This is a genomic window from Marinagarivorans cellulosilyticus (genome assembly GCF_021655555.1).
GTDB lineage: Bacteria > Pseudomonadota > Gammaproteobacteria > Pseudomonadales > Cellvibrionaceae > Marinagarivorans > Marinagarivorans cellulosilyticus.
Genome location: NZ_AP023086.1, coordinates 2,190,494 through 2,211,721 on the forward strand (window position 1 = coordinate 2,190,494; position 21,228 = coordinate 2,211,721).

Genomic DNA, 21,228 nt, shown 5'->3' on the forward strand with positions numbered 1-21,228 from the left:
TAAAGTTTACTGCGCCGAGGTGATTTGAATTTATCGGGCATATTTCCAGTTGATTTCAAAAGGGATGTGAGTTTGGCCCAGCCTAACAATCCGTGGGGTGGGCTTTTTTTTGTGCGGCTTCCCAAGCTATAACGGCAGATTTTCTTGTTGTTCCCCACATGTAGCCCCCAAGCTTACCGCTGCTTTGAATCACGCGATGGCAGGGTATTAAAAGCGCAATGGGGTTGCTGCCAATAGCTGTACCCACTGCGCGTGCGGCCTTGGGTTTTTGTATATCTTGTGCAACATCGCCGTAGCTTGCTAATTGACCTGCCGGTATTTTGAGCAGGCTTTGCCACACCTTTAGTTGAAATTCGGTTCCGCGCAAATGTAATTTGATCGCTTCGTGCGTATTCCAATCTTGCTTAAATATAGTTAAAGCAGATGCTTGAAAAGCATCTGCTTTCTCGAAGAGTTGAGCGTTGGGGAATGTGTTAGCTAGACGTTGAAACGCAGTGTTTTTTTCGTCCTCAAAGGCCATGTAGCAAACCCCCTTTGTTGTTGATGCCACAACCACTTGGCCGAATAGTGTAGGTGCTAATTGAAAGTTAATGGTGAGTGAGCGGCCACCGTGTTGATATTCGCTGGGGGTCATGCCTTCAATATTAATAAAAAGATCATGCAGGCGACTGCTGCCAGATAAGCCCACTTGATGCGATGCTTCTTGCAAGGATACGGGTCTTTCACGCAGTATTTGCTTTGCGTATTCGATGCTGAGGTATTGAGTGAATTTTTTTGGGCTTACCCCAGCCCACTCAGAAAATACGCGCTGTAAATGGTGCGGGCTTAGATGAACGGCGGCTGCAATATCGGCCAGTGAGGGCTGGCGAGTGCAGTGTTGCTGAATATAGCTAATAGCTGCGGCTATGGTGGTGTAGTGGCCTGCGGTTTTCGGCGTTTTGATTGTGGTGCGCATTCCGGTCATCTTTATAAATTAAAGTGTTGAATTACCCAATATAAGTACGCTTGCGGCAAAAAGCGACCCGAATCTTGCGGGTTAGTGGCGTGGTGCTGGGCGCTATCGGTGTTGGGCCTTATGTTATATTGCGCGCCTTTTGGTGGTGGTGAATTCAGTATGTGGTTAGCGTGAGCGATACTTATTTTGTGTACTGTGCTTGTGTTTTGCTGTTTGCATTACTGCTTGATCGAGTTGTGGGCGAGGTGAAGTGTTATCACCCGTTGGTAGGCTTTGGTCGTGTGGCGAACAGACTTGAGCGCTGGCTAAACATTTCGACCGGCGGTAACCCTAAGAGGGGTTCTTATACTAGGGGGGCTCTTGCTTGGGGCTTGATGGTTTTGCCTGTGCCTTTAGTGTCGTACTTTGCTAATGGCGTATGGGTTTTGCAATGGCCGACATTATTGCGTTTAGGGTTGGATGTTTTAGTCGTGTATTTTGCGTTAGGCTTGCAAAGTTTAAAGTTACATGGCCTTCAGGTCTATAAACCACTCAATCGCGGCGACTTGGATTCGGCGCGGCATTTTACTGGGTACTTGGTGAGCCGTGAGACTTCTAAATTATCGGCACAAGATATGTCGCGTGCAACGGTAGAATCGATGTTGGAAAATGGCCATGATGCAGTCATAGCGACATTGTTTTGGTTTGTTGTCGGTGGCGCTCCTGCGGTTATTTTGCATCGTTTGGTTAATACGCTTGATGCAATGTGGGGCTATAAAAATACGCGCCTCCATGCTTTTGGTTGGCTTGCTGCTCGCAGCGATGACGTGTTGGGTTTTTTGCCGGCTAAGGTCTGTACCTTATTGTATGCCTGCCAAGGGGGCTTTTTTAAAGCCATAAAAAATGCTTTTCGGCAGGGCGGTATTTATAAAAGCCATAATGGTGGCTGGGTTATGGCTGCGGGCGCGACATCCATGAAGATAAAGCTGGGCGGGCCCGCTGTGTACCATGGTGAATTGGTTTTGTCGCCTGCATTAGGGTGCGGTAGGTGGGTTAGTTATGAAGATATCCCACGCAGTTTACTGTGGGTTCAGCGTGCCAGTTTTTTGTTTGTAGGTGTTGTTTTTTTGGGTGGTATTATTACTTTGTGCTTTAGCCGATTTTTGGATGGTGTGTAGGATGTTTTTGCGCCATGGTGGCCAGTTACTATCTGTTGCTAAGCAGTACAATATTCCCGCGGAGCAATGGCTAGACTTGTCCACTGGGATTGCCCCCTATCACTACCCTATACCTTCAATTCCCTCGAGCGTTTGGGCTCAGTTACCACAAACGCACGCTACATTGTTGGCGTCAGCGGAAAAGTACTATAAATGTCCTGCTTTACTGCCCGTTAGTGGTAGTCAATCTGTTATTCAGCGTTTGCCTCAGCTTTATTTGTATAACAATCCTTGGCTAGCAGCGCAGTCAGAGCGTATATCGGTTTATTTGCCGGTGCAGGGGTATAAAGAGCACGAAAAGGCATGGCGTAAAACTGGGGTAAATATTATTTATTATCACGATATTCCCAGTATGCAGCAGCTTAATGGCCAGTGCGTTGTGGTGCTGATAAACCCGAATAATCCAGCAGGTAAGCTTATATCTAAGGTGCAAGTATTGGCTTTGTTGCAGGCGGTTAAGAGGCGCCAAGGTCTATTAATTGTTGATGAAGCATTTATGGATACGGTTCAAACTGATCAAAGTGTGATTGCTGATGCTCAGTGTGAGAATCTAATCGTATTGCGTTCGGTGGGGAAGTTTTTTGGTTTGGCTGGGCTTCGTTTGGGTTTTGCCGCTGCATGCGATGAATGGTTGGCGGCAATTGCGGCCGACCAAGGCCCGTGGCCTGTCAGTGGCCCAGCGCAATATGTTGGGCACAAAGCATTGAGCGATTCCGCTTGGCAGCAACAACAACGTTTGCGCTTACGCTCGTTATCGCTAAGGCTTTCACAGCTATTAAAGAGCGTATTCAATGTTCAAAGTAAAGGTACGGCACTTTTTCAGACTATTCGTTTAGCAAACGCAGAAAACATATACGACAAGCTTTGCCGCCAGGCCGTATATGTTCGCTTGACCGATGATGAGAAGGCGTTGCGTTTTGGTATTCCCGCTGAAAATAATTTCTCACGCTTGAAAAAGGCCCTACAAAACATTTAGCTAACGTTTTGATTTTGAGGCGTTAAGTTTCTTCCGCTTTTACCTGAACCTTGCAGAATCGACCCTGCTAATGATCCCGCCAGTAACATTGTCATATTGGAGAAGGATGAGTTGGGTATGACATCAATCATGGTGGCCGTGAGCACCATAGCTAGCCCTATAGCGTAAGTGTGTTCGCTATTGTCTTTTTGCTTTTTCACGTGTTGCCGGAGTTTAAGTACCGTAAATGTAAGCAAACCATATATTGAGATATAGCCTAGCCAGCCAAAAGTGCTAAGAAGAAGAACCCAGTGCCCATCAGGAACGCTTATGGGGTTCCCATTCATATCTCGGACAAAATTACGACCGAAGCTGCCCCATCCTGTAAGTGCTTTGGAGTTTGCGTGGTCTAGTATCATGGTTTCCATGTTAAGCCGATAAGAAAAAGATTGGGCCCTGTCGGGGTTCTTGGCTTCGATTAATGCGGATATTTTATCTAACGCTGGCGTCGCTGAGTCTCTTATAAGTGGGTAGCTGAATAGTATCAGGCCAATGAACAAAGCGATTGAAGTTTGACGGTTTTTACTTGTAAAAAACAATGTGACAAGAATAAAGGTGGCTATGAATAGCCCTCCGAGAGACTTGCACAGAATAACGCCGATTAATAAAGCAATAAAGGCGAACTTTGCGGGAATGAATTTGTATTTGAAGTTTGGGGTTTGGCGCATTAGTACGCATGCAGCTATAAAGGCAGATACCATAAACGCACTAACGGTCAATCCATGCCCTAAAAATACTACAGGCCGAAACCCTCCGTTTCGAATCTGTTGGCGAAAGTCATGAGGAAAGAATCCATAGATATTAGAGTGAAGTTGAGGGGACATTCTAACTTCCCAAGCAATGGGGATTAGGTAAATCAATCCAGCAGTACTAATAAAAATTAATATATTTCTCTGGTTGGCGGGTGTGCTTAAAAGGTAGTAGCCGACAATGAATGGAGCATAGATAAGTGAGAAATATTGTATAAAGTAGGTGACACCATCCCACCAAGTAAGCCCAGGTTTTTCTACCTCAATAAATGATAGGCTTTCTGTATTATTCATTACGGTAATTGCAGGGGTGAGAAAGCCTAGTATTAAAAGAAATTTGATGGGGCTTGAATTGGTGAAAAATAAGCTTTTATTTATGTGCTTTTTTAATATGAAGTATGCAGCTAGTCCAATGATTGCGGTTTTGTCAATACTGGGTAGTAGAGGTAAGTCTATCTCGGTTTTCTCCGGCAGAAGGAGATAGGGCACTAAAAATACAAGTATGGCAGCACGCTCGGCGCCAAATTTTTTATAGATTATCAATGCAAAAAGAGGCCACATGGCCATCATCGCGTAAGCTAAAAAATTGGGCATGAGGCTCTCATAATAGTAGTGTTTGCATTGATCTTGATCTGGCTGAAGAGGGTGTACCAAGGGTGATGTTAGTATAGGTTATAATCTGTGCTAGGAGTATTGAAGTATATCGTAGTTTCAACATGATATTGTAATTGTACCGCAGGCTGCCCGCCTTCCTTTGCTTGGTGCTCTAATCCCATGTTGTTCACTCCTTGTAAGCTTGAATCGCAAAGCTGTTATGCATAGACTGCTCCTTTTTCCGTGGAGAGATAATCTCCGGAACCTAGCTTATACCCTCGGAGTATTGGATGAGCTCACCAAACGACAGTGGCGTAGTTGCCATATCGGCTACTAATTCTTGTGAATATGTACTTGAGGTATTTCGCTGCCTTAATGAGGAAAGAGCGTATGCCTCTGTGCCGCATGGTGCCAGCCCAGATATGCTTGATGGTTTGAATGTTTGTCAGAGGATTAAGCCTGAAAAAACGCATGGTTGGTATGTAGGAGAGCCTTATCGAAAGATTCAGTCGGATACTATTGCGCAGGTTGCGTTTAGTTCCGGTACCGAGGGGAGGCCTAAGGCGATTCAAATATCTCACCGGGCGTTAGCCAACACTACAGATCGTTTGATTTCAGTGATGGGGTTAACCGCGGAGATTAGAGAGTACGTAGGCATACCTGTGTACCATTCTTTTGGTTTCGGGCGCTGTCGGACTATTAGCGCTGTTGGCGGGCAGTTTTTCATTCCAGAAAATGGTTTTAATCCGCTGGAAATCCTTGAGCTGCTTACTAGTAAGCAGATAAATGCTATATCAGCTGTTCCTTCTTTATGGCGGCTATTGCTGTCTTCGGCTGATCTCTTTAGTGAGGTTGGTGATCGGGTTCGATGGATTGAAATCGGCAGTCAGTACATGAGTCCTCAAGAAAAGCTGCAATTAAAGTCTATTTTTCCAGAGGCAACTATTGTTCAGCACTACGGTTTAACCGAGGCTTCGCGTAGTTCATTTCTTAATATCACCGACTGCCCAGAAGAGCACCTTGAGTCTGTTGGGGAGGCTATGTTCGGGGTGGAATTCCAGATTAGCTCCGACCTATGTATTCAGATTCGTGGTCCTCACCTGTCCAGTTCTATTTTAAAAGAAGGTTCTGCTTCGCCGGTTGTCGATGATGATGGTTGGTTTACGACAAATGATCTAGGGCACATTGATAATGGCTACCTTTATTTTGATGGCCGAAAGGATGACCTAATCAATTGTGGTGGGGTTAAGATCGACCCGGAAAGTCTAGAGGTTAAAATCAAGGCGCTTTCAGAGATTAAGGGGGGGTTTGCTATATTCTGCGGTACGGATGATGTGCGCGGGGAAGTTCCTGTATTGGCTGTAGATGAGTCTATCGCTGATCAGGTGCATAAATTGGAGGCATTATTCACACAGGTGTTAAAAGAACACAATGTTAACTTGGGGGGCGCTCTGGGCATGTTTTCAATGCAGGCGTTGCCCAAAACTGATACGGGTAAAATAAAGCGTAAAGTTATCTCTGCTGAATATAAAAAACAAATCAAGCAATCAAGCAAGGCAGCCGTTATTGGCGGCGATGCTGATGATTTGAAGGCTCAAATTATAGCGATATGGCAACAGGTTTTGGGGCTTGATTGTGTGAGTCCAGCGGATAGTTTCTTCGATCTGGGTGGCGACTCTTTGTCGGCTATTCGCGTCAGCATGGCGATGGAAAAAGCAGGCATATCCCGTGATGTTAGTCGAAAGATTTTTCAAGGTTTGTCAATTGAGCAAATTGTTGAACATCATGCTGGTGAGCAATCTGGTCCCAAAAGTACTGATAACACACCTCTAGCTAATGGTAGTCAGGCAATTAATATTGTGCGCGGAGTGCTGGTATTGCTGAATATAGCGGCCCATTGGATGCCTGGTGTTATTGCTCGGTTGCCGCCGTGGGCTGCAACTTTTAATCAGTATTTGGCCCCGCTGTACTCATCAGGAACCCCTGGTTTTTCGGTGGTTTTTGGTGCAGGTATCGGCTATTTCATGTTTCCTCGTTACCTGAATAGCCCTAAGTCCGTTGTCAGCTTGGCGTTGCGAAATGCGGCTATTTTGTCAGTTGGTATTCTTTGTCTTGGTGCTCTTCGAACGCTGAATAAATTAAGTCAAGGGGAAGCGCTAAGCGCGTTAGATATATCAACTTCGGGTTGGTCTATTTTGGTGTATTATCTTGCTGCTTGTTTGTCGATACCTTTATGGTTAAAGTTGTTGTCACATAAAAAACTCGGTTTTTTCGCTAACGCGCTATTAGCCTCTTGTCTTTGCTATGCGATTAATCTATTTGTTATTTCCTTGAATATCCCCCCTTCCGATAAATTTTATATACAACCATTTATTCTTTTGTTAACGGCTAAGTATAAATACTTTGAATTATCCAGTGGTGTTCTGCTAGGGGCAGCATTTGGTTTTTTATTGCGAGATTATGTAGTAAAAGGTTTGTCGATGCGGGTGCTGGCGGCGGTTGGCATGGCGCTGTCAGTCTTGGCAGTTTTGATTACTGTAGAGGGAGGCGTTGCTGAGAGGTGGTGGGTATGGCCAACCCCGCGGGGCTTTTTATGGATGTGGTTATTTTATGCCGGCATTGTACTGTTGGGTATAGTGGTGACATATCGTTACGTCCATACTCGTAACTTTAGCGGTACTGGTCAGTTTGTAAAAAATGTTATGACTATTATTGGGGTTATGGCTTTTCCGTTGTATATATTTCATGAGCTAGTACTGCCTCTGAAATATTTGCTAAGTAATTTAGGCATGCCTGCAGCATTGCCAATAACATTGTCCTTGTTCTTCTTGGCTTCATCTTATGTGTTGGTCAAGCTTTATAGTGTCTACTACGGTAAGTCGAGAAACGTCACGCTATGATCTCGTCAATATGCCAGAAAGAGGAGTGAGGCACTTCTTTCTGGCATATTGAAGGGCGTTTTGTTCTGGTCAACTAAAACCTGACATTTCTCAAGTTATCGATTGGCTTCCTTTACAAACCGCTCTATCAGCTTTTCCTCCTTCGCATCAATTACCTGCCGGCTGGCATCGGCTTCAAACCATGCAAGCGTTTCTTTGATACCTTCTGCGTAAGGGATAACAGCTTTAAACTCCGGTACCAAGCCCTTTATTTTGCTGTTATCAAACAGCGTGCTCACTGCTTTGTCGCCTAAGAGCGAGCCTGTTTCTTCTGGGGTGATTTTGCAAATGGTATCGCTGGCAAGATGTATGATGTTAGCTGTGGTGCCCAGTGCTGCAGCGGTTTGTTGGTAAATGGTATTCCAGTCCAGTACTTCGTCAGAGGTGATGTGTACGGCTTCGCCGATGGCGGCCTCGTTACCCAGCAAGCCGATAAAACCGTTGGCAAAATCGCGGGCGTGCGTGAGTGTCCACAAAGAGGTGCCATCGCCTTGTACGACGATAGGTAGGCCTTTTTTCATCCGTGCAATAGTATTGTAATTTGTCCAAGCACCGATGGTGAGGGGGATTACAGTGCTGTAGGTATGTGAAGGCCGCACGATGGTAATAGGGAAACCGGACTCTTGATAGGCGAAAAATAGTGCTTCTTCAGCGGCAATTTTGTCTCGCGAATATTGCCAGTGCGGGTTTTCTAGCTTTCGCTCTTCAGTGATAAATAGGGTTGGACCTGGGTTTTGGTAGCAAGACGCCGAGCTAATAAAAACATATTGTTTGCAATGACCGCTGAATAAACGAATGTCACGCAAAGCATGCTCTGCGGTAAAGCCAACCCAGTTAACAACCACATCCCAGTGGTGGTTTTGTAGTTTTTGTTGCGCATCGAATTCGTTATTTATGTCGCAAGCTATGTGGTGAGCGCCAGCAAGCGGTGTGTTGCGGTTGCATATCCACAAGTCGTGACCGTGGCGAACCAGCTGTTGGCTAGAGCTTAAGCTGATGTTGCCGGTGCCGCCGATAAACAGAATTTTCATCTACTTTTCCCTCTGTGGTAGTCGCTTTAGGTATTTTGATAAGGGCGACCGAGTAAGCATTGCAGGAATATAGCGGCAGGCTAGAGATTTGGACGCCTAATAGCAAGTGCAAGGCTTGAACTTTAAAGGCGCAACTGTGAAAATAGGGGATTCGCCAGATGGCGGGCAAAGGCTGGCCAACCTCAGCATCACTTTGTCCAAGGGTACCAACGGGGTACCCCAACCATCCGAAGTGCGGGAGCCTTCCATCCCTTAGGCTCCGCCCAGCTCGCAGCGGCTATCAGTCGGTGTTTATCTTAGTGCTGGGTGCTACTTCATCTCATCGTTTGCGCCTACTAACTTGCTCGCTTTGCGTGGCGATGATAACCGTTTTAGTGAATACCTTTTATGGGTATTCTCTTATTGAGAGGAATTTTAAGGTGGAACAATTATCCGGCGGCGATATGCTGCTGCGTGCTTTAGCTGACGAAGGCGTGGAGTGTATTTTTGGCTACCCAGGTGGTGCCGCACTGCATATTTACGATGCAATTTTTAGGCAGCAGTTAGTGCGTCACGTTTTGGTACGCCACGAACAAGCGGCTACCCATGCAGCTGATGCCTATTCGCGCTCGACTGGCCGTACCGGTGTGGCGCTGGTCACTTCTGGGCCTGGTGCGACCAATGCCATTACTGGTATTGCAACTGCGTACATGGACTCCATTCCAATGGTTGTGATTTCTGGCCAGGTGGTTAGCGAGAAAATTGGTGAAGATGCTTTCCAAGAAACCGATATGGTCGGCATTTCCCGCCCAATTGTTAAGCACAGCTTCCTAGTCAAAGATGCAGCTAAAATCCCAGAGATTATCAAAAAAGCGTTTTATTTGGCGTCTACTGGGCGCCCGGGGCCTGTGGTTGTAGATATCCCTAAAGATATGACAGCACCAGACAAGCTCTTTGATTACGCTTACCCCGAAAAAGTGCGAATGCGTTCGTACAACCCAGCAACGCGCGGCCATGCGGGTCAAATCAAAAAAGCTATGCAGTTAATGCTAGCGGCTAAGCGCCCCATTATTTATGCCGGCGGTGGTGTGGTTCAAGGTAATGGTAGCGCGCAGCTTACTTCGCTTGCGCAAGAGTTAAATGTTCCTGTTACAAATACCTTGATGGGCTTAGGTGCTTACCCTGGTAATGATAAGCAGTTTCTTGGGATGCTTGGCATGCATGGCACTGTGGAGGCTAACTTTGCTATGCACAATGCGGATGTTATTTTCGCCATTGGTGCACGCTTTGATGATCGCGTTACCAATTCACCAGACAAATTCTGCCCCGATGCCAAAATTGTCCATGTTGATATCGACCCGGCCTCTATCTCTAAAACCGTTCAGGCCGATGTGCCTATCGTGGGTCCTGTAGATAGCGTACTAAACGATATGCTGCAGGTACTTGCTGAGCTTGATGAAGCCATTGACCCTGATGCGCTTGCGGCATGGTGGTCTAGCATTAATGACTGGCGTGAAAAGCATGGCATCAATACCAAGCCACGTTACGACACATCAGGCGAAGCCATTATGCCGCAAGAGGTGGTAAGTGCGCTTTATGAGGTAACCGAAGGCGAGGCCTATGTCACCACTGATGTTGGTCAGCATCAAATGTTCGCTGCGCAATACTATCCCTTCAAATACCCGCGCCGTTGGATTACCTCTGGTGGCTTGGGCACTATGGGCTTTGGTTTGCCAGCAGCAATGGGTGTGCAGTACGCCTTTCCTGATGCGGCAGTTGCCTGCATTACCGGTGAGGGCAGTATCCAGATGTGTATTCAAGAGCTAAGCGCATGCACGCAGTACCACTTACCGGTAAAGATAATCTGCATTAATAATCAGTCGTTAGGCATGGTTAAGCAATGGCAGGACATGCAATACAGCGGTCGCCATTCAGAAAGCTTATATGAAGATTCATTACCCGATTTTATTAAGTTGGCAGAGGCTTATGGCCATGTGGGCGTGCGTATTACCAAGCGCGAAGAGCTAAAAGAAAAGCTAGCTGAAGTTTTCGCCATGAAAGATCGCACAGTGTTTGTCGATATTATGGTCGACCCAAAAGAGCATGTTTATCCTATGTTAATTCCGGCAGGTGGTTCAGTCGGTGCGAATGGTTCTATGCGCGATATGTTGTTAAGCAAAACGGAGCGTACCTAATGAAACGTATTATTTCAGTTTTAGTTGAAAACGAACCGGGCGCGCTTTCACGTGTTGTGGGGTTGTTTTCGCAGCGCGGTTACAACATTGAAACCTTAACGGTGGCACCGACAGAGGATGAGACCTTATCGCGCTTAACGCTAACGACAATTGGTGATGATCATATTATTGAGCAGATCACCAAGCACCTCAATAAGTTAGTCGACGTGGTTAAGCTTGTTGATCTAACAGAGGGTGCGCATATCGAGCGTGAATTAATGCTTATTAAGGTGCGTGCAACCGGTGCTCAGCGTGCAGAAGTGAAGCGTTGCGTTGATATTTTCCGCGGTCAAATCGTTGACGTTACGGCTTCTGTGTACACCATTCAAATTGTGGGTAATAGTGAAAAACTAGACGCCTTTTTTCAAGCGGTCGGTGAAGCTTCGATCTTAGAGGTCGTGCGCTCTGGTGTGACCGGTATTGCTCGTGGCGAAAAGGTTTTGAGCTTGTAGCTACGCATTGCAGCTAAGGGCCGGCTTTTTAGCCGGTTTTTTTGTATCTAGGGTACGGTAGGGCTCACCCGCCACTTTGTTTAATGGCGCTGGAGGTGGTCTGTTTCGAAAAGTTGAGTGTAATAAAGATATGTTAGTGTTGCAGCTAAAAAAGACTTTCACGCAGGTGGCGTTTCAAACTATTTTACTGTCGGTTACGTTAGCGAGGGCCATAATGACAATATCGTTTCCCATTAAATTTTTTCTGCATTGTATTTTTTGTTGGCTTGGTTTTCTCAGTATTGCCGGTGCGCACGCAGATTCTGCTAATGCTAATGCTAATGCTAATGCTAATGCTAAGGATAAGGAATCCCCTTGGCTGGCCACCCCCTTAATTTCGGTAGATCCTAAGCTAGGTGCTTCTGTTGGGGCTATGGCGAGCTATTTATTTAAGGTAGACCAAAAATCTCCTACCTCAATGGTGGGGACTATGGGTACGTATAGCGACAGCGATTCAATGATATATGGGGCATTTTCTCGGATTTATTTTGGTGAAGATCATCATCGAATTATCGCAGGCGTATTTGGCGGAGAAATAAACAATGAATACGATGATTTTTTAGGTACGGGCTGGCCTTTGCAAACTCAGGATAATTTACTCGGAATTTTTGCTAGGTACAGTTACCGCATAACTGATAATTGGTTTGTTGGTGCACTAGGGGTTTCGGCTAATTACGCTGTTACCGGTAGCGATAAAATAACGGAAGGTATTCTAGAGCTTATTGGGCTAACGGGTTTTGATAGCAACGGCATTGGTTTTATTGCCGAGCGAGACACTCGAGATAATCAAAACTCAGCATCGAAAGGCTCGTTGTTTAGTGTGCAAAATTTGGCCTACCGGAAAAGCCTTGGTGGTGATGTGAGCTTCGACACCTATCAGATTAAGTTTAGCCAGTATTTACAGTTATCCGATCGCCACGTATTGGCTTATCGTTACGATAGTCGTTTAACGCATAACGCGCCTGTTTCGGGGTATTCTTCTGTCGACCTAAGAGGGTACACACGCGGTGAATACTTGGCCCCTCACTCAATGACTTTTGAAGTAGAGGATCGTATGTCATTAAAGGGCCGGTGGGGAGCTGCGTTCTTTTTAGGCGCTGCCACGTTATATGATGACGTAAGCGATATGGGTAGCGCTAGCAACTGGTATCCTGCTGTTGGTGGCGGTATAAATTATTTAATTAAACCACAAGAAAAAATGTTGGTCAGGGCCGATTTGGCATGGGCAAAAGGTGGTAAGTACGGCGCATATTTACAGTTTGGAACAGCCTTTTAATGAAAACGGTAATGAGTAAGAGAGTTAAAGTTTTTGTTGTTACTTTGTTGCTGAGTGGTTGCGCTAGTTTTGGTGTTTCTAAATACGCTCAAATGTATGGACTTGCCAAGCCTGTTAATAGGGTTGTGGCGCAAACAAAGCCTGACGAGGTTGATTATTGGCGCGATATAAAGCCTATACTGGATAACCGCTGCGTTGTGTGCCATGCGTGCTACGACGCGCCTTGCCAATTAAAGTTGACTGCAATAGAAGGGATAGAGCGCGGTGCAAGTCACGACAGCGTGTATCACTTGAGTCGTCCCTTCCCTGCCGAGCCTTCTCGCTTATTTATTGATGCACAAAGTGTTGAGCAGTGGCGTAATAAAAATTTTTTCCCAGTGTTAAATGAGCATGAGCAAACCGTTATGGCTAATGTGAATGCGGGGGTTATGTATCAAACATTATCTTTAAAGCAAAAAAATCCATTGCCTGCGACTACGCAACTCCCCGATTCTTTTACCCTTGGTACCGCCCGTAAAAATCACTGCCCCAAAATAGAGGACTTTGAAAAGTATGCAGACAATAACCCACTTTGGGGAATGCCCTACGGGTTGCCGGCAATAGCTCCTAGTGAAAACAAGCTGTTAATGGCATGGTTGGCGCAAGGCGCAACTTACACAGCTAGAACAGAAATATCAAAAAATATTGAACGAAAAGTTCTTAAGTGGGAACGTTTTTTTAATCAAACTTCACTTAAAACGCAATTGATGAGTCGTTATTTGTATGAGCATTTATTTCTAGCGAGTTTATATTTTGAAGATGACGCTGATAGCAATGCGCAGTTTTTCAATGTTGTGCGCTCTAGAACGCCGCCAGGGGAGGCGATTGATATTATTGCAACGCGTCGACCGTATGATGCACCTGGCGTGGAAAAATTCTACTATCGTTTAATGCCGGTTTTAGAAACGCCAGTGTTAAAGACGCACATGCCTTACGCTTTGAGCTATAGTCGAATGGAAAAGTGGAAAGCGTGGTTTCTAAAGGAGCAATACTCAGTTGATAAGCTGCCAAGTTATTTACCTGAGGAAGCTGGCAATCCTTTTTTAACATTCGCTGCAATACCATCCAAATCAAGATACCGTTTTTTATTGGATGAAGCGAAATTTACCATAGGCAACTTCATTAAGGGGCCTGTGTGTCGTGGGCAAGTCGCTGTAAATGTTATTAGGGATCATTTTTGGGTCGTTTTTGTTGACCCTGATGTTAGTGAAATCAAGGGGTACGATAGTTTTCTGGCTGAAAACTATCAGGATTTTAAAATGCCTAATACCGAAGGTAACGTTTATTTGCCAATGACAACTTGGGGGAAGTACGCCGATAAACAGTTAGCTTACCTAGAAAAGCGTGACCAATTCTTGAGTGAAATAGCGCCTGAGCTTGTAAAGCGGGATATGAAATTAATTTGGGATGGTGACGGCCAAAATCCAAATGCTGGGCTAACTATTTATCGCCATTTTGATAACGCTTCTGTGGAGAATGGCTTGCTTGGTGGACAGCCCAAAACAGCATGGCTTATTGGATATGGTCTGTTGGAACGTATCTATTACCTATTAGCGGCAGGCTATGATGTTTATGGCAATGTGGGGCATCAATTTATATCGCGTGTTTATATGGACTTCCTGAGGATGGAAGGCGAAACCAACTTCCTCTATTTTTTGCCTCAAGAAGCAAGAATTAAAGAGCGAGAGGATTGGTATCAGGGGGCAGAGGCTCGCGCGCATAGGTACTTACGCTTCCCTTCACTTGAAGAGTTAAATACTTCGGTTATACCGTACCAAACCACAGACCCTAAGGCTGAATTATTACGTCAAATCGAGGCTAGAGTAAAACCGGCTATTGATAGTGGAAGCACGTTGTTGGTTACCAATGTCGATTCGGGGCCTCTTGTGGGCCTTAAAGAATGGCGTGGAGAAGCTATAGCCATATTGCCTGAATTCAGCATTGTTGAAGTTAAAAGTTCCGGTGGTTCAGAATATTATTCAATACTTAAAAATAGCGGCCATAAAAATGTTTCTTCCATGTTTAACGAGGAAGCTAATTTATCCCCTAGTGAAAATAGCCTTTCAGTTTTAAAAGGTATTGCTGGTAGCTACCCAAATGCGTTCTATCGAGTTGATGTGGACGTATTGGATAAGTTCTCTTTGCAGTTAAGCCGTGTTAGAAGTGAGCTTGATTATAAAATATTAAAAGATCAGTTCGGCGTACGACGAACATCTAAAGGCTTTTGGGCTTACAGTGATAGGCTGCACGCGAATTATAAGGCGCGCGCTCCGATTGATGCGGCAATATTAGACTTTAACCGACTGGAAAATAGATAATGGTTTTTGGTAGGCGCTTATTTGCTACGCTATTACGCAGCATGCAATTTACATTAGTTGGCGTTGCTTGCAGTGCTTGTGCGTTATTTGGTGGGCTGTCATCTCGTTCTGTAGAGCAGGTCGTATATTATGTGACGACAAGAGCTGTGGCTTTAGAGCCTGATAATAAAGAGTATTACGGGTCCTTGCGCGGTAGTCTTGAGGTGGGGGCGGTGAGTGTAAGATTACCCCCAGATGATAACCCTAATTCATTTGCAAAAACGTTTAATTACAACTGGGCCGATTCACTGTTTTTAAGTAAAAACAAAATTCCAAAAATAAATTTACCTAAAAGCGAAAAGCTTGAGTGGGTAGCACCTTTGACGAAAGAGGGTTTGTTTGAAAAAATCAATCAAGCGATGGTTCATCAAACTGAAAAGCGGTTGCTAGTCTATATTCATGGATTCAAGCGTAGTTTTGGTAAAAATGTAGAATCCGGTGCGCGTCTGGCCTACGAAACAGCATACCCCGGGCCAACGGTGGTGTTTTCGTGGCCGTCGACAAATTCAATTTCTGGTTATACCGCTGATAGGGGGAATGCGGAATGGTCTACGCCCTACTTAACTAGAACCCTCCTGGCTTTACACCAAAAATTTCCTTATTACAAAATTGATTTAGTGGCGCACAGCATGGGTAATCGGGTATTAGTCGATGCTTTACTAGAGTTTCAAGAATTACAGCCTTTGGCAACTATTTGGCCTTTTTCACAGGTTGTGTTGTTGGCTCCCGATATTGACCGCAGTATTTTTATCGAAAACTATGCTGCCAAATTAGCTGCGCTTAATTCTAAATTAACAATTTATGTTTCAGCAGAAGATTTCCCATTAATGGCATCGGGTAGCTTTAATGCTTATCCTCGCTTGGGAGATGCACGTTCGGGGGTTCCTATTGCTGAAGGTATAGAAACCATTGATGTTAGTCATGCGATTACGATGGCATCGGGGCATGCTTATTATCGAAAAAGTCATGAGGTATCTCATGATCTTTATTTGTTACTGAATAAAAACTTACCGGCAAGCGAGCGAGAAACCCTCAAAAAAGCTGTTAATGAGCAGGGTGAATACTGGGACTTACTTGCAGAGCCTGCTATAGGTGCCCAATAGTCCAACTATTATGCTTAGGCGGCTAGACTATTGGAACCGCGGTGCTATTGCGCTAGAGCATCGCGTTGTAGTGCGATTAGATCGTTAATACCTTTTTTACCTAGCGCTAGCATCGCTTGGAATTCGTCTTCGGTGAACGGCGCTTTTTCTGCTGTACCCTGAATTTCAATAATGCCGCCGTTTGCGGTCATCACTAAGTTCATATCTGTATCGGCGTCGGAATCTTCGGGGTAGTCTAAATCTAAAACGGGTTCGCCTTGATAAATGCCGACGCTGACAGAGGCAAGCATAGAAATTAACGGGTCAGTTTTGAGTGCACCACTGCGTTGAAGGTGGTTGAGAGCATCGACGACGGCAACGCAGGCACCGGTAATGGACGCTGTACGTGTGCCGCCATCAGCTTGAATAACATCACAGTCAACCACAATGGTAAATTCGCCGAGTGCGTTTAAATCAACCGCAGCACGCAGAGAGCGGCCAATTAAGCGTTGAATTTCAACGGTGCGTCCGCCTTGCTTTCCGCGTGCCGCTTCACGGTTCATGCGCGAGCCTGTAGAACGTGGCAACATGCCATATTCGGCTGTTAACCAGCCTTGCCCGCTACCTTTTAAAAAACGCGGCACGCCTTCGGTGACGCTCGCATTGCATAGCACGCGGGTATCGCCAAACTCGACAAGTACAGACCCTTCGGCGTGTTTAGTGAAATTGCGTGTGATTTTTATGGGGCGAAGTTGGTCTGGGCTGCGGCCGCTAGGTCTTTGCATGATGGTTGTCTCGTGTAGTAATAACTGGCCCGTAGCCTGACGGCTTTGGGTGGTGTGCAGCATTATGCCAGCCGCAAGAGCATAGCCCAAGCCTATGCTAAAATGCGGCTAGAATTTGTTCGTTAGCTGGCACCGTTAGCGTGTTAGTACACATCACAATATTTGGAGATTGAATATGACCCACAGCATGACGGGTTTTGCACGTGTCGAGGAAGAGTTTTCGTGGGGGCGCTTAAGTTGTGAAATTCGCAGCGTAAACCACCGTTATCTAGAGCCTTCAATTCGCATGCCCGATAGCTTACGTGTTGCAGAAGGAAGTTTTCGCGAGCAACTAAAAAAATCGCTCAGCCGAGGCAAAGTGGAAGTATCTTTCTTTTTAAAACAAGAAAATAACGACAGCGCGCAAATTAATCCTGAAGCCCTCAATGGTTTGGTGCAATTATTAAGCGCGGTAAGTGCTAAAGTCCCAAACCCTGCGCCGGTTAACCCGCTGGAAGCTTTGCGCTGGCCTGGGGTGTTGCAAGCCAACGAGTTAGATGCCGATACTTTGGTTGCGGCTGCTAATACAATGCTACAAAAAACCTTAACCGATTTGCAAAAAAGCCGTGCTCGCGAAGGCGAAGGTTTGGCGCAACACATTCAAGATAGGTTAAGCGCAATTAGCCAACACGTAGCAACGCTACGCTCAGAACTCCCAGCGTTAACGGCTGCCCAACAAGATAAACTCAGCCAAAAAATCGAAGCCCTACAAGTGGATGTAGACCAAGACCGGCTAGCGCAAGAGCTTGTGATTATTGCACAAAAATCCGATGTGGCCGAAGAATTAGATCGCTTAGATACTCATATCGTTGAAACTCAGCGCGCGTTAAAACAAACAGGCCCAATAGGGCGGCGGTTAGACTTTCTAATGCAAGAATTTAATCGCGAAGCGAATACACTTAGCAGTAAAGCCATAGCCAGCGGCGTAACGCAAATTGCGGTGGAATTAAAAGTGTTGGTGGAGCAAATGCGCGAGCAGGTGCAGAATATTGAGTAGTTTTTATCCAGTTACCAATGCTTGATAAGGGGTACACATATTATCGTAATTTTTTTTTCAAATAAGTTTTTTGTTCTAATTAACTAAAGTTGGATACTTTCTTAGGCTGTTTTAGTTGACTAGAGCAGTGGCGACAGGACTGGTTTTTCCGAAGCGGCCTAAAGGTGTTTTGAAGTATTTCGATCCTTATTTAAGTTTGTGAAATAAAAACGTATACCGGCTAATACGGAGTAATGGACTAATAGAGTGGCCTTTGATTTTATATGGCACTGCCCGTGTTAGATTCGGCCTATCTCGAGTCAAAAAGCTAGCCCTCGACTCCAGCTTTAAAAGCATTGATCAGCGCTTCGTTGCGCGGATATTGATGTGTGTTTCGGCCGCCCATTTCACTAATTAAGGTTTCTACTTGTAGTTTGGTATTTTGGTTGTTCAATAGCTTGAAAATGGTTTTTGCGGTGTTTGATTCGGCAATTGTTTTTGTTGTTATTCCCAACTGATGCGCCCCTGCCAAGGTTTTATCCCAGCCGTAGTGTGCCATTAGGCCTTGATCGTCGTATAGCTGGCTGGATATGGCCGGGATCGTTTCATAGGTGGTGAGTACGTAGGCTATATCTATGGCGTCTTTTTTTCGTTTGTCTGCCGTTCTATCTGTCCATGATATTAATTTTAAAAGCATCATCCCTACGGGCGAGGCAACTAGTACTTCAACTCTCGGCTCGCCGCTTAACCGAACGTTGTTTGCATTTTCAAAAGCCTCTTGAAAGCCAAGCACGTTCATCTCGGTATCCCCAGAGGGTGGCCACTGAATATTAGTATTTTTGTCCGCTATACCTCCAAAAGGAACTATGTCAATTGGCCAATTATTGGAGGCAATTAAGCGGTGAGCTGTTTTGGTTTCAGTAAAACCATAGGTAATCAGTTCTTTTTTCAATATTTCAAACGTGCCCCATGTCGGAACCTGAAGTGCAAAATCGATATCTTTGGTTGCTCTTTGTGCTGGGGCGCCATACCCATGGTGTAAAACCAAGTCACGCGCGAATGCGCCAACCACAAGATAAGGTATTTTAAATCTCGTCGCACAGTTGTCTACTTTTTCGATAATATCAACTAGGCTCGGCTCAATTTTCCCCGATAAGTTCAGCAATGGCTGTGTCATATATTATCCTTGCGGTTTCTAAATTGCGACTATCCTGTGAGGCTATTAAGTCAGCATAAATTAGTATTGGATTGACGGTATGCTTTTCATTATTCAGTATATGCAGATTTTTATTTTTGTGTTTGGTGGGCCAAAATGGTCTGTAGATTTTCACTAACCCCTCACTCTTATCTTCGGAGCTTAAGGCTTTGCGTAATCTTCCGTTGATAAAAAGCTCATTCCCTGATTCTTCAGGCAGATAGATGGTCGCTACTTGTGGTCGTAGGCAATCTGTATATTTTGCGGCTGCAATTTCTTCGCCCCAGTAAGCATCGTAATTTTCGATGTTTACTTTTTTCCACCAATTGGGATCTTGGCTTACAAATTCACCAACTACCAATTTTGGTTTTAGTTTTTCAGGATAAGCCTCTACCCAGCGATCTAAGAGCTTTTTTCGGTTAATCAGCCCATGCCATCTCAAGTCATCGCTGTTTAGCAGGTAGCCAGAATCTCTCAAATCATTTAGTAGTGTTCCTATAGCTCCTAATGCCACGCCTGTTGTTTCTGATATTTCTCGATAACTCGAGTTAATTAAGGTGTCATCGCATAATAATCCATAAACCAGCTTGAGCCCGCTGAGATTAAAAGCCTTATTCTTTTTTTGGCTATTTTCTAGTTTAGCTTTTTGGCCTTTAATGCTCACAAATATTGGCGGTAAGTTGATATAGGCGTTACCACAGCTATCAATATACTGAACGTCGCTTTCTTTCAATTTCTCGGCGATATTCGGATTGATATAATCGGCTATGAGTATCCCTTGTGGTGTTAGTGATTTGACTTGGTTGATAATACCCCCAAGATTAGGTGGCCGGATGTTACGCTTTACTTCAACTGCCATAATATGTTCAGTTGCAATCAAATAGGTATCGGCGCGGCGACTTTCTGGATAATTACTTATTAAGTTTGCGTCCGCTGTAAAATCTAAGCCTGTTTCTTTTTTCAAGGCTAGCAAGGCTTGGTCTAAGATAGCTGTTTCTTCTGGATTGAGCACTATGTACGCCTCCTAACGATCAGTTGTTCATGATAGTAGCATGTTCATGTTACGTGAACATAGGTTTTTGTTGAACGTAAGGCTCATTTCTTAGACGGAATGACTTGTGAAAACAGACTTTCAGGCGCCCTGAGAGGCCTACATTGGCTGGCGTGTGGCTAATACGATCAAATGTTGTGCCCTTAGCGATACCTTCTAATGATTTTCGTTCAATATAATTCGGTGTTCATGAAACGTGAACGGGGTTTTATACTGAACGGACGGCTTTTTTGAGTTTGGCGGCGGCAAACAATTTGTTGCCAGATGTTTTAGGCAAGTAGAGTATTGCCGCGCCGACTTCGCCGCTCCAATAGGCGCGGAACAGGGGGAAGTCGAAGCTTATCCACCAATCGACATTAGTGCTGGTAAATTCACCCACGAGTAGCGCTTTAAACTGACCAAGTGGTGGTGGATTTAGCGTTAGTGGCCATCTTGGGAGAGTGATTCTGGCTCTGTGATTATGTACAGCTCAAAGTGGCGCCTGCAACCGCTTAACGCTTGCCTGTGCTCATCAGCGCGTTTAGCCCACTGGTGACCAGGGTGGTAGTTGCTGAAGAATAGAAACGCTCGGTTGGATTGCAGTGTACGGCTGCGATTGTTCTATTTATTACTACTGCAGCAAAAGCGAGCCAGGCAGCGCATGGCTGACCGCCCGTTTATTTTTGATGCCGTTTTTATACCGAGGGTATGAGCATAACCCTATATTTAAACTAGCCGCTGCTCGCCAGGTCCATCCCAATTAAAAACGCGTATTAAATCACCACAAAGCTCATCGGATCTGTATTTTGGGGCATTGAAGCGCCGGGCCTTGCAGGGACAGCAAGGGATAGGTTATGCAGGGAGCACATTGCCGGTGGCTTGAGCGGCCCTAAAATGCGGATTCGATGTGCTCAGCATGAAGAGAATAGCTCTCGCGTCACGATCTTCGTCGAACGAGCTTTGTTCGAGTATTATTTAAGTGGGATTACTCTGCGCTGCCCGCATGCGGCTAAGCGATAGCGCGAGGTACGCCGCGTTCACTAAAAACATTGTTCACGAATCGTGAACAGCGGAAAAAGGTCGACGCTGTAGTAGGGGATTAGCGCTCATTTAAGCAAAAAAGCGGCAATGGCTTTGGTTGGCTTGCTTATTGGTGGCAGAATGTTAGGTTCGTTATCGATAAATTTATTAAGTTATTGATATTTATGGTAATAATGCTATTGCTCTATAAGCAAGTCCAAAACATCGAATAAATTCCAAATTGAA

Annotated in this window: 16 protein-coding genes; 9 read left to right on the top strand and 7 right to left on the bottom strand. The window is 45.2% G+C overall.

Annotated features, from left to right (window positions below; genetic code table 11):
• Positions 1 to 82 precede the first annotated feature (82 nt).
• Positions 83 to 955 (bottom strand): bifunctional transcriptional activator/DNA repair enzyme AdaA, encoded by an 873-nt coding sequence (locus MARGE09_RS08575; RefSeq protein ID WP_236986918.1) that lies wholly within the window; start codon positions 953 to 955, stop codon positions 83 to 85.
• Positions 956 to 1,125: 170 nt separating this feature from the next.
• Here MARGE09_RS08575 and cbiB point away from each other — a divergent pair, with 170 nt between their 5' ends.
• The gene (cbiB, locus tag MARGE09_RS08580; RefSeq protein ID WP_236986919.1) at positions 1,126 to 2,112 is read left to right on the top strand and encodes an adenosylcobinamide-phosphate synthase CbiB; all 987 of its coding nucleotides are present in this window, start codon (positions 1,126 to 1,128) and stop codon (positions 2,110 to 2,112) included.
• A 1-nt stretch (position 2,113) separates the two neighbouring features.
• Positions 2,114 to 3,127: a threonine-phosphate decarboxylase CobD gene (gene cobD, locus MARGE09_RS08585; protein ID WP_236986920.1), complete on the top strand. Its 1,014-nt coding sequence runs from the start codon at positions 2,114 to 2,116 to the stop codon at positions 3,125 to 3,127.
• Here cobD and MARGE09_RS08590 read toward each other — a convergent pair.
• Complete coding sequence (locus MARGE09_RS08590) at positions 3,124 to 4,509, bottom strand: hypothetical protein (protein ID WP_236986921.1); 1,386 nt, start codon at positions 4,507 to 4,509, stop codon at positions 3,124 to 3,126. The two genes, cobD and MARGE09_RS08590, sit on opposite strands and share 4 nt — an antisense overlap.
• A 290-nt stretch (positions 4,510 to 4,799) precedes the next feature.
• Here MARGE09_RS08590 and MARGE09_RS08595 point away from each other — a divergent pair, with 290 nt between their 5' ends.
• A complete protein-coding gene (locus tag MARGE09_RS08595) occupies positions 4,800 to 7,409 on the top strand; it encodes an AMP-binding protein (RefSeq protein WP_236986922.1) in 2,610 nt (869 codons plus the stop codon).
• Positions 7,410 to 7,504: 95 nt separating this feature from the next.
• Here MARGE09_RS08595 and MARGE09_RS08600 read toward each other — a convergent pair whose 3' ends face one another.
• Positions 7,505 to 8,479, bottom strand: coding sequence for an NAD-dependent epimerase/dehydratase family protein (locus MARGE09_RS08600; protein WP_236986923.1), 975 nt, complete (start codon positions 8,477 to 8,479; stop codon positions 7,505 to 7,507).
• 419 nt (positions 8,480 to 8,898) lie between these two features.
• Here MARGE09_RS08600 and MARGE09_RS08605 point away from each other — a divergent pair, with 419 nt between their 5' ends.
• The 5 genes from MARGE09_RS08605 to MARGE09_RS08625 all read left to right on the top strand — a co-directional run bounded on the left by MARGE09_RS08605 (position 8,899) and on the right by MARGE09_RS08625 (position 15,958).
• Positions 8,899 to 10,653, top strand: a complete 1,755-nt coding sequence (locus tag MARGE09_RS08605) for an acetolactate synthase 3 large subunit (protein ID WP_236986924.1) — start codon at positions 8,899 to 8,901, stop codon at positions 10,651 to 10,653.
• Complete coding sequence (gene ilvN / locus MARGE09_RS08610; protein ID WP_236986925.1) at positions 10,653 to 11,144, top strand: acetolactate synthase small subunit; 492 nt, start codon at positions 10,653 to 10,655, stop codon at positions 11,142 to 11,144. The genes MARGE09_RS08605 and ilvN overlap by 1 nt, the downstream gene beginning before the upstream one ends.
• 214 nt (positions 11,145 to 11,358) lie before the next feature.
• Entirely contained in the window at positions 11,359 to 12,459 is a 1,101-nt protein-coding gene (locus MARGE09_RS08615; RefSeq protein ID WP_236986926.1) for a BamA/TamA family outer membrane protein, read from the top strand.
• Between the two features lie 11 nt (positions 12,460 to 12,470).
• Entirely contained in the window at positions 12,471 to 14,816 is a 2,346-nt protein-coding gene (locus tag MARGE09_RS08620; RefSeq protein WP_236986927.1) for a fatty acid cis/trans isomerase, read from the top strand.
• A 41-nt stretch (positions 14,817 to 14,857) separates the two neighbouring features.
• Positions 14,858 to 15,958 carry an alpha/beta hydrolase gene (locus MARGE09_RS08625; protein WP_236986928.1) on the top strand — a complete coding sequence of 367 codons (1,101 nt, stop codon included), beginning with the start codon at positions 14,858 to 14,860 and terminating at the stop codon, positions 15,956 to 15,958.
• 44 nt (positions 15,959 to 16,002) lie between these two features.
• Here MARGE09_RS08625 and rph read toward each other — a convergent pair whose 3' ends face one another.
• Complete coding sequence (rph, locus tag MARGE09_RS08630) at positions 16,003 to 16,722, bottom strand: ribonuclease PH (protein ID WP_236987344.1); 720 nt, start codon at positions 16,720 to 16,722, stop codon at positions 16,003 to 16,005.
• Positions 16,723 to 16,897: 175 nt separating this feature from the next.
• On the opposite strand from rph, the gene MARGE09_RS08635 reads away from it, so the two are divergent.
• Complete coding sequence (locus MARGE09_RS08635) at positions 16,898 to 17,758, top strand: YicC/YloC family endoribonuclease (RefSeq protein WP_236986929.1); 861 nt, start codon at positions 16,898 to 16,900, stop codon at positions 17,756 to 17,758.
• Between the two features lie 307 nt (positions 17,759 to 18,065).
• On the opposite strand, the gene MARGE09_RS08640 is transcribed toward MARGE09_RS08635, so the two are convergent.
• The 3 genes from MARGE09_RS08640 to MARGE09_RS08650 all read right to left on the bottom strand — a co-directional run bounded on the left by MARGE09_RS08640 (position 18,066) and on the right by MARGE09_RS08650 (position 20,362).
• Positions 18,066 to 18,914: a nucleotidyl transferase AbiEii/AbiGii toxin family protein gene (locus MARGE09_RS08640; protein ID WP_236986930.1), complete on the bottom strand. Its 849-nt coding sequence runs from the start codon at positions 18,912 to 18,914 to the stop codon at positions 18,066 to 18,068.
• On the bottom strand, positions 18,877 to 19,944 hold the full coding sequence (locus MARGE09_RS08645; protein WP_236986931.1) for a type IV toxin-antitoxin system AbiEi family antitoxin: 1,068 nt from the start codon (positions 19,942 to 19,944) through the stop codon (positions 18,877 to 18,879). Before MARGE09_RS08645 ends, MARGE09_RS08640 begins: the two co-directional genes overlap by 38 nt.
• A 247-nt stretch (positions 19,945 to 20,191) precedes the next feature.
• Positions 20,192 to 20,362, bottom strand: coding sequence for a hypothetical protein (locus tag MARGE09_RS08650; RefSeq protein WP_236986932.1), 171 nt, complete (start codon positions 20,360 to 20,362; stop codon positions 20,192 to 20,194).
• Positions 20,363 to 21,228: the final 866 nt, after the last annotated feature.

Excerpts from the sequence above, each read along its gene's own strand:
- MARGE09_RS08575 (WP_236986918.1), bottom strand. The coding sequence starts at position 955 with ATGCGCACCACAATCAAAACGCCGAAAACCGCAGGCCACTACACCACC.
- cobD (WP_236986920.1), top strand. The coding sequence starts at position 2,114 with ATGTTTTTGCGCCATGGTGGCCAGTTACTATCTGTTGCTAAGCAGTAC.
- MARGE09_RS08590 (WP_236986921.1), bottom strand. The coding sequence starts at position 4,509 with ATGCCCAATTTTTTAGCTTACGCGATGATGGCCATGTGGCCTCTTTTT.
- MARGE09_RS08595 (WP_236986922.1), top strand. The coding sequence starts at position 4,800 with ATGAGCTCACCAAACGACAGTGGCGTAGTTGCCATATCGGCTACTAAT.
- MARGE09_RS08600 (WP_236986923.1), bottom strand. The coding sequence starts at position 8,479 with ATGAAAATTCTGTTTATCGGCGGCACCGGCAACATCAGCTTAAGCTCT.
- ilvN (WP_236986925.1), top strand. The coding sequence starts at position 10,653 with ATGAAACGTATTATTTCAGTTTTAGTTGAAAACGAACCGGGCGCGCTT.
- MARGE09_RS08615 (WP_236986926.1), top strand. The coding sequence starts at position 11,359 with ATGACAATATCGTTTCCCATTAAATTTTTTCTGCATTGTATTTTTTGT.
- MARGE09_RS08620 (WP_236986927.1), top strand. The coding sequence starts at position 12,471 with ATGAGTAAGAGAGTTAAAGTTTTTGTTGTTACTTTGTTGCTGAGTGGT.
- MARGE09_RS08625 (WP_236986928.1), top strand. The coding sequence starts at position 14,858 with ATGCAATTTACATTAGTTGGCGTTGCTTGCAGTGCTTGTGCGTTATTT.
- rph (WP_236987344.1), bottom strand. The coding sequence starts at position 16,722 with ATGCAAAGACCTAGCGGCCGCAGCCCAGACCAACTTCGCCCCATAAAA.
- MARGE09_RS08635 (WP_236986929.1), top strand. The coding sequence starts at position 16,898 with ATGACCCACAGCATGACGGGTTTTGCACGTGTCGAGGAAGAGTTTTCG.
- MARGE09_RS08640 (WP_236986930.1), bottom strand. The coding sequence starts at position 18,914 with ATGACACAGCCATTGCTGAACTTATCGGGGAAAATTGAGCCGAGCCTA.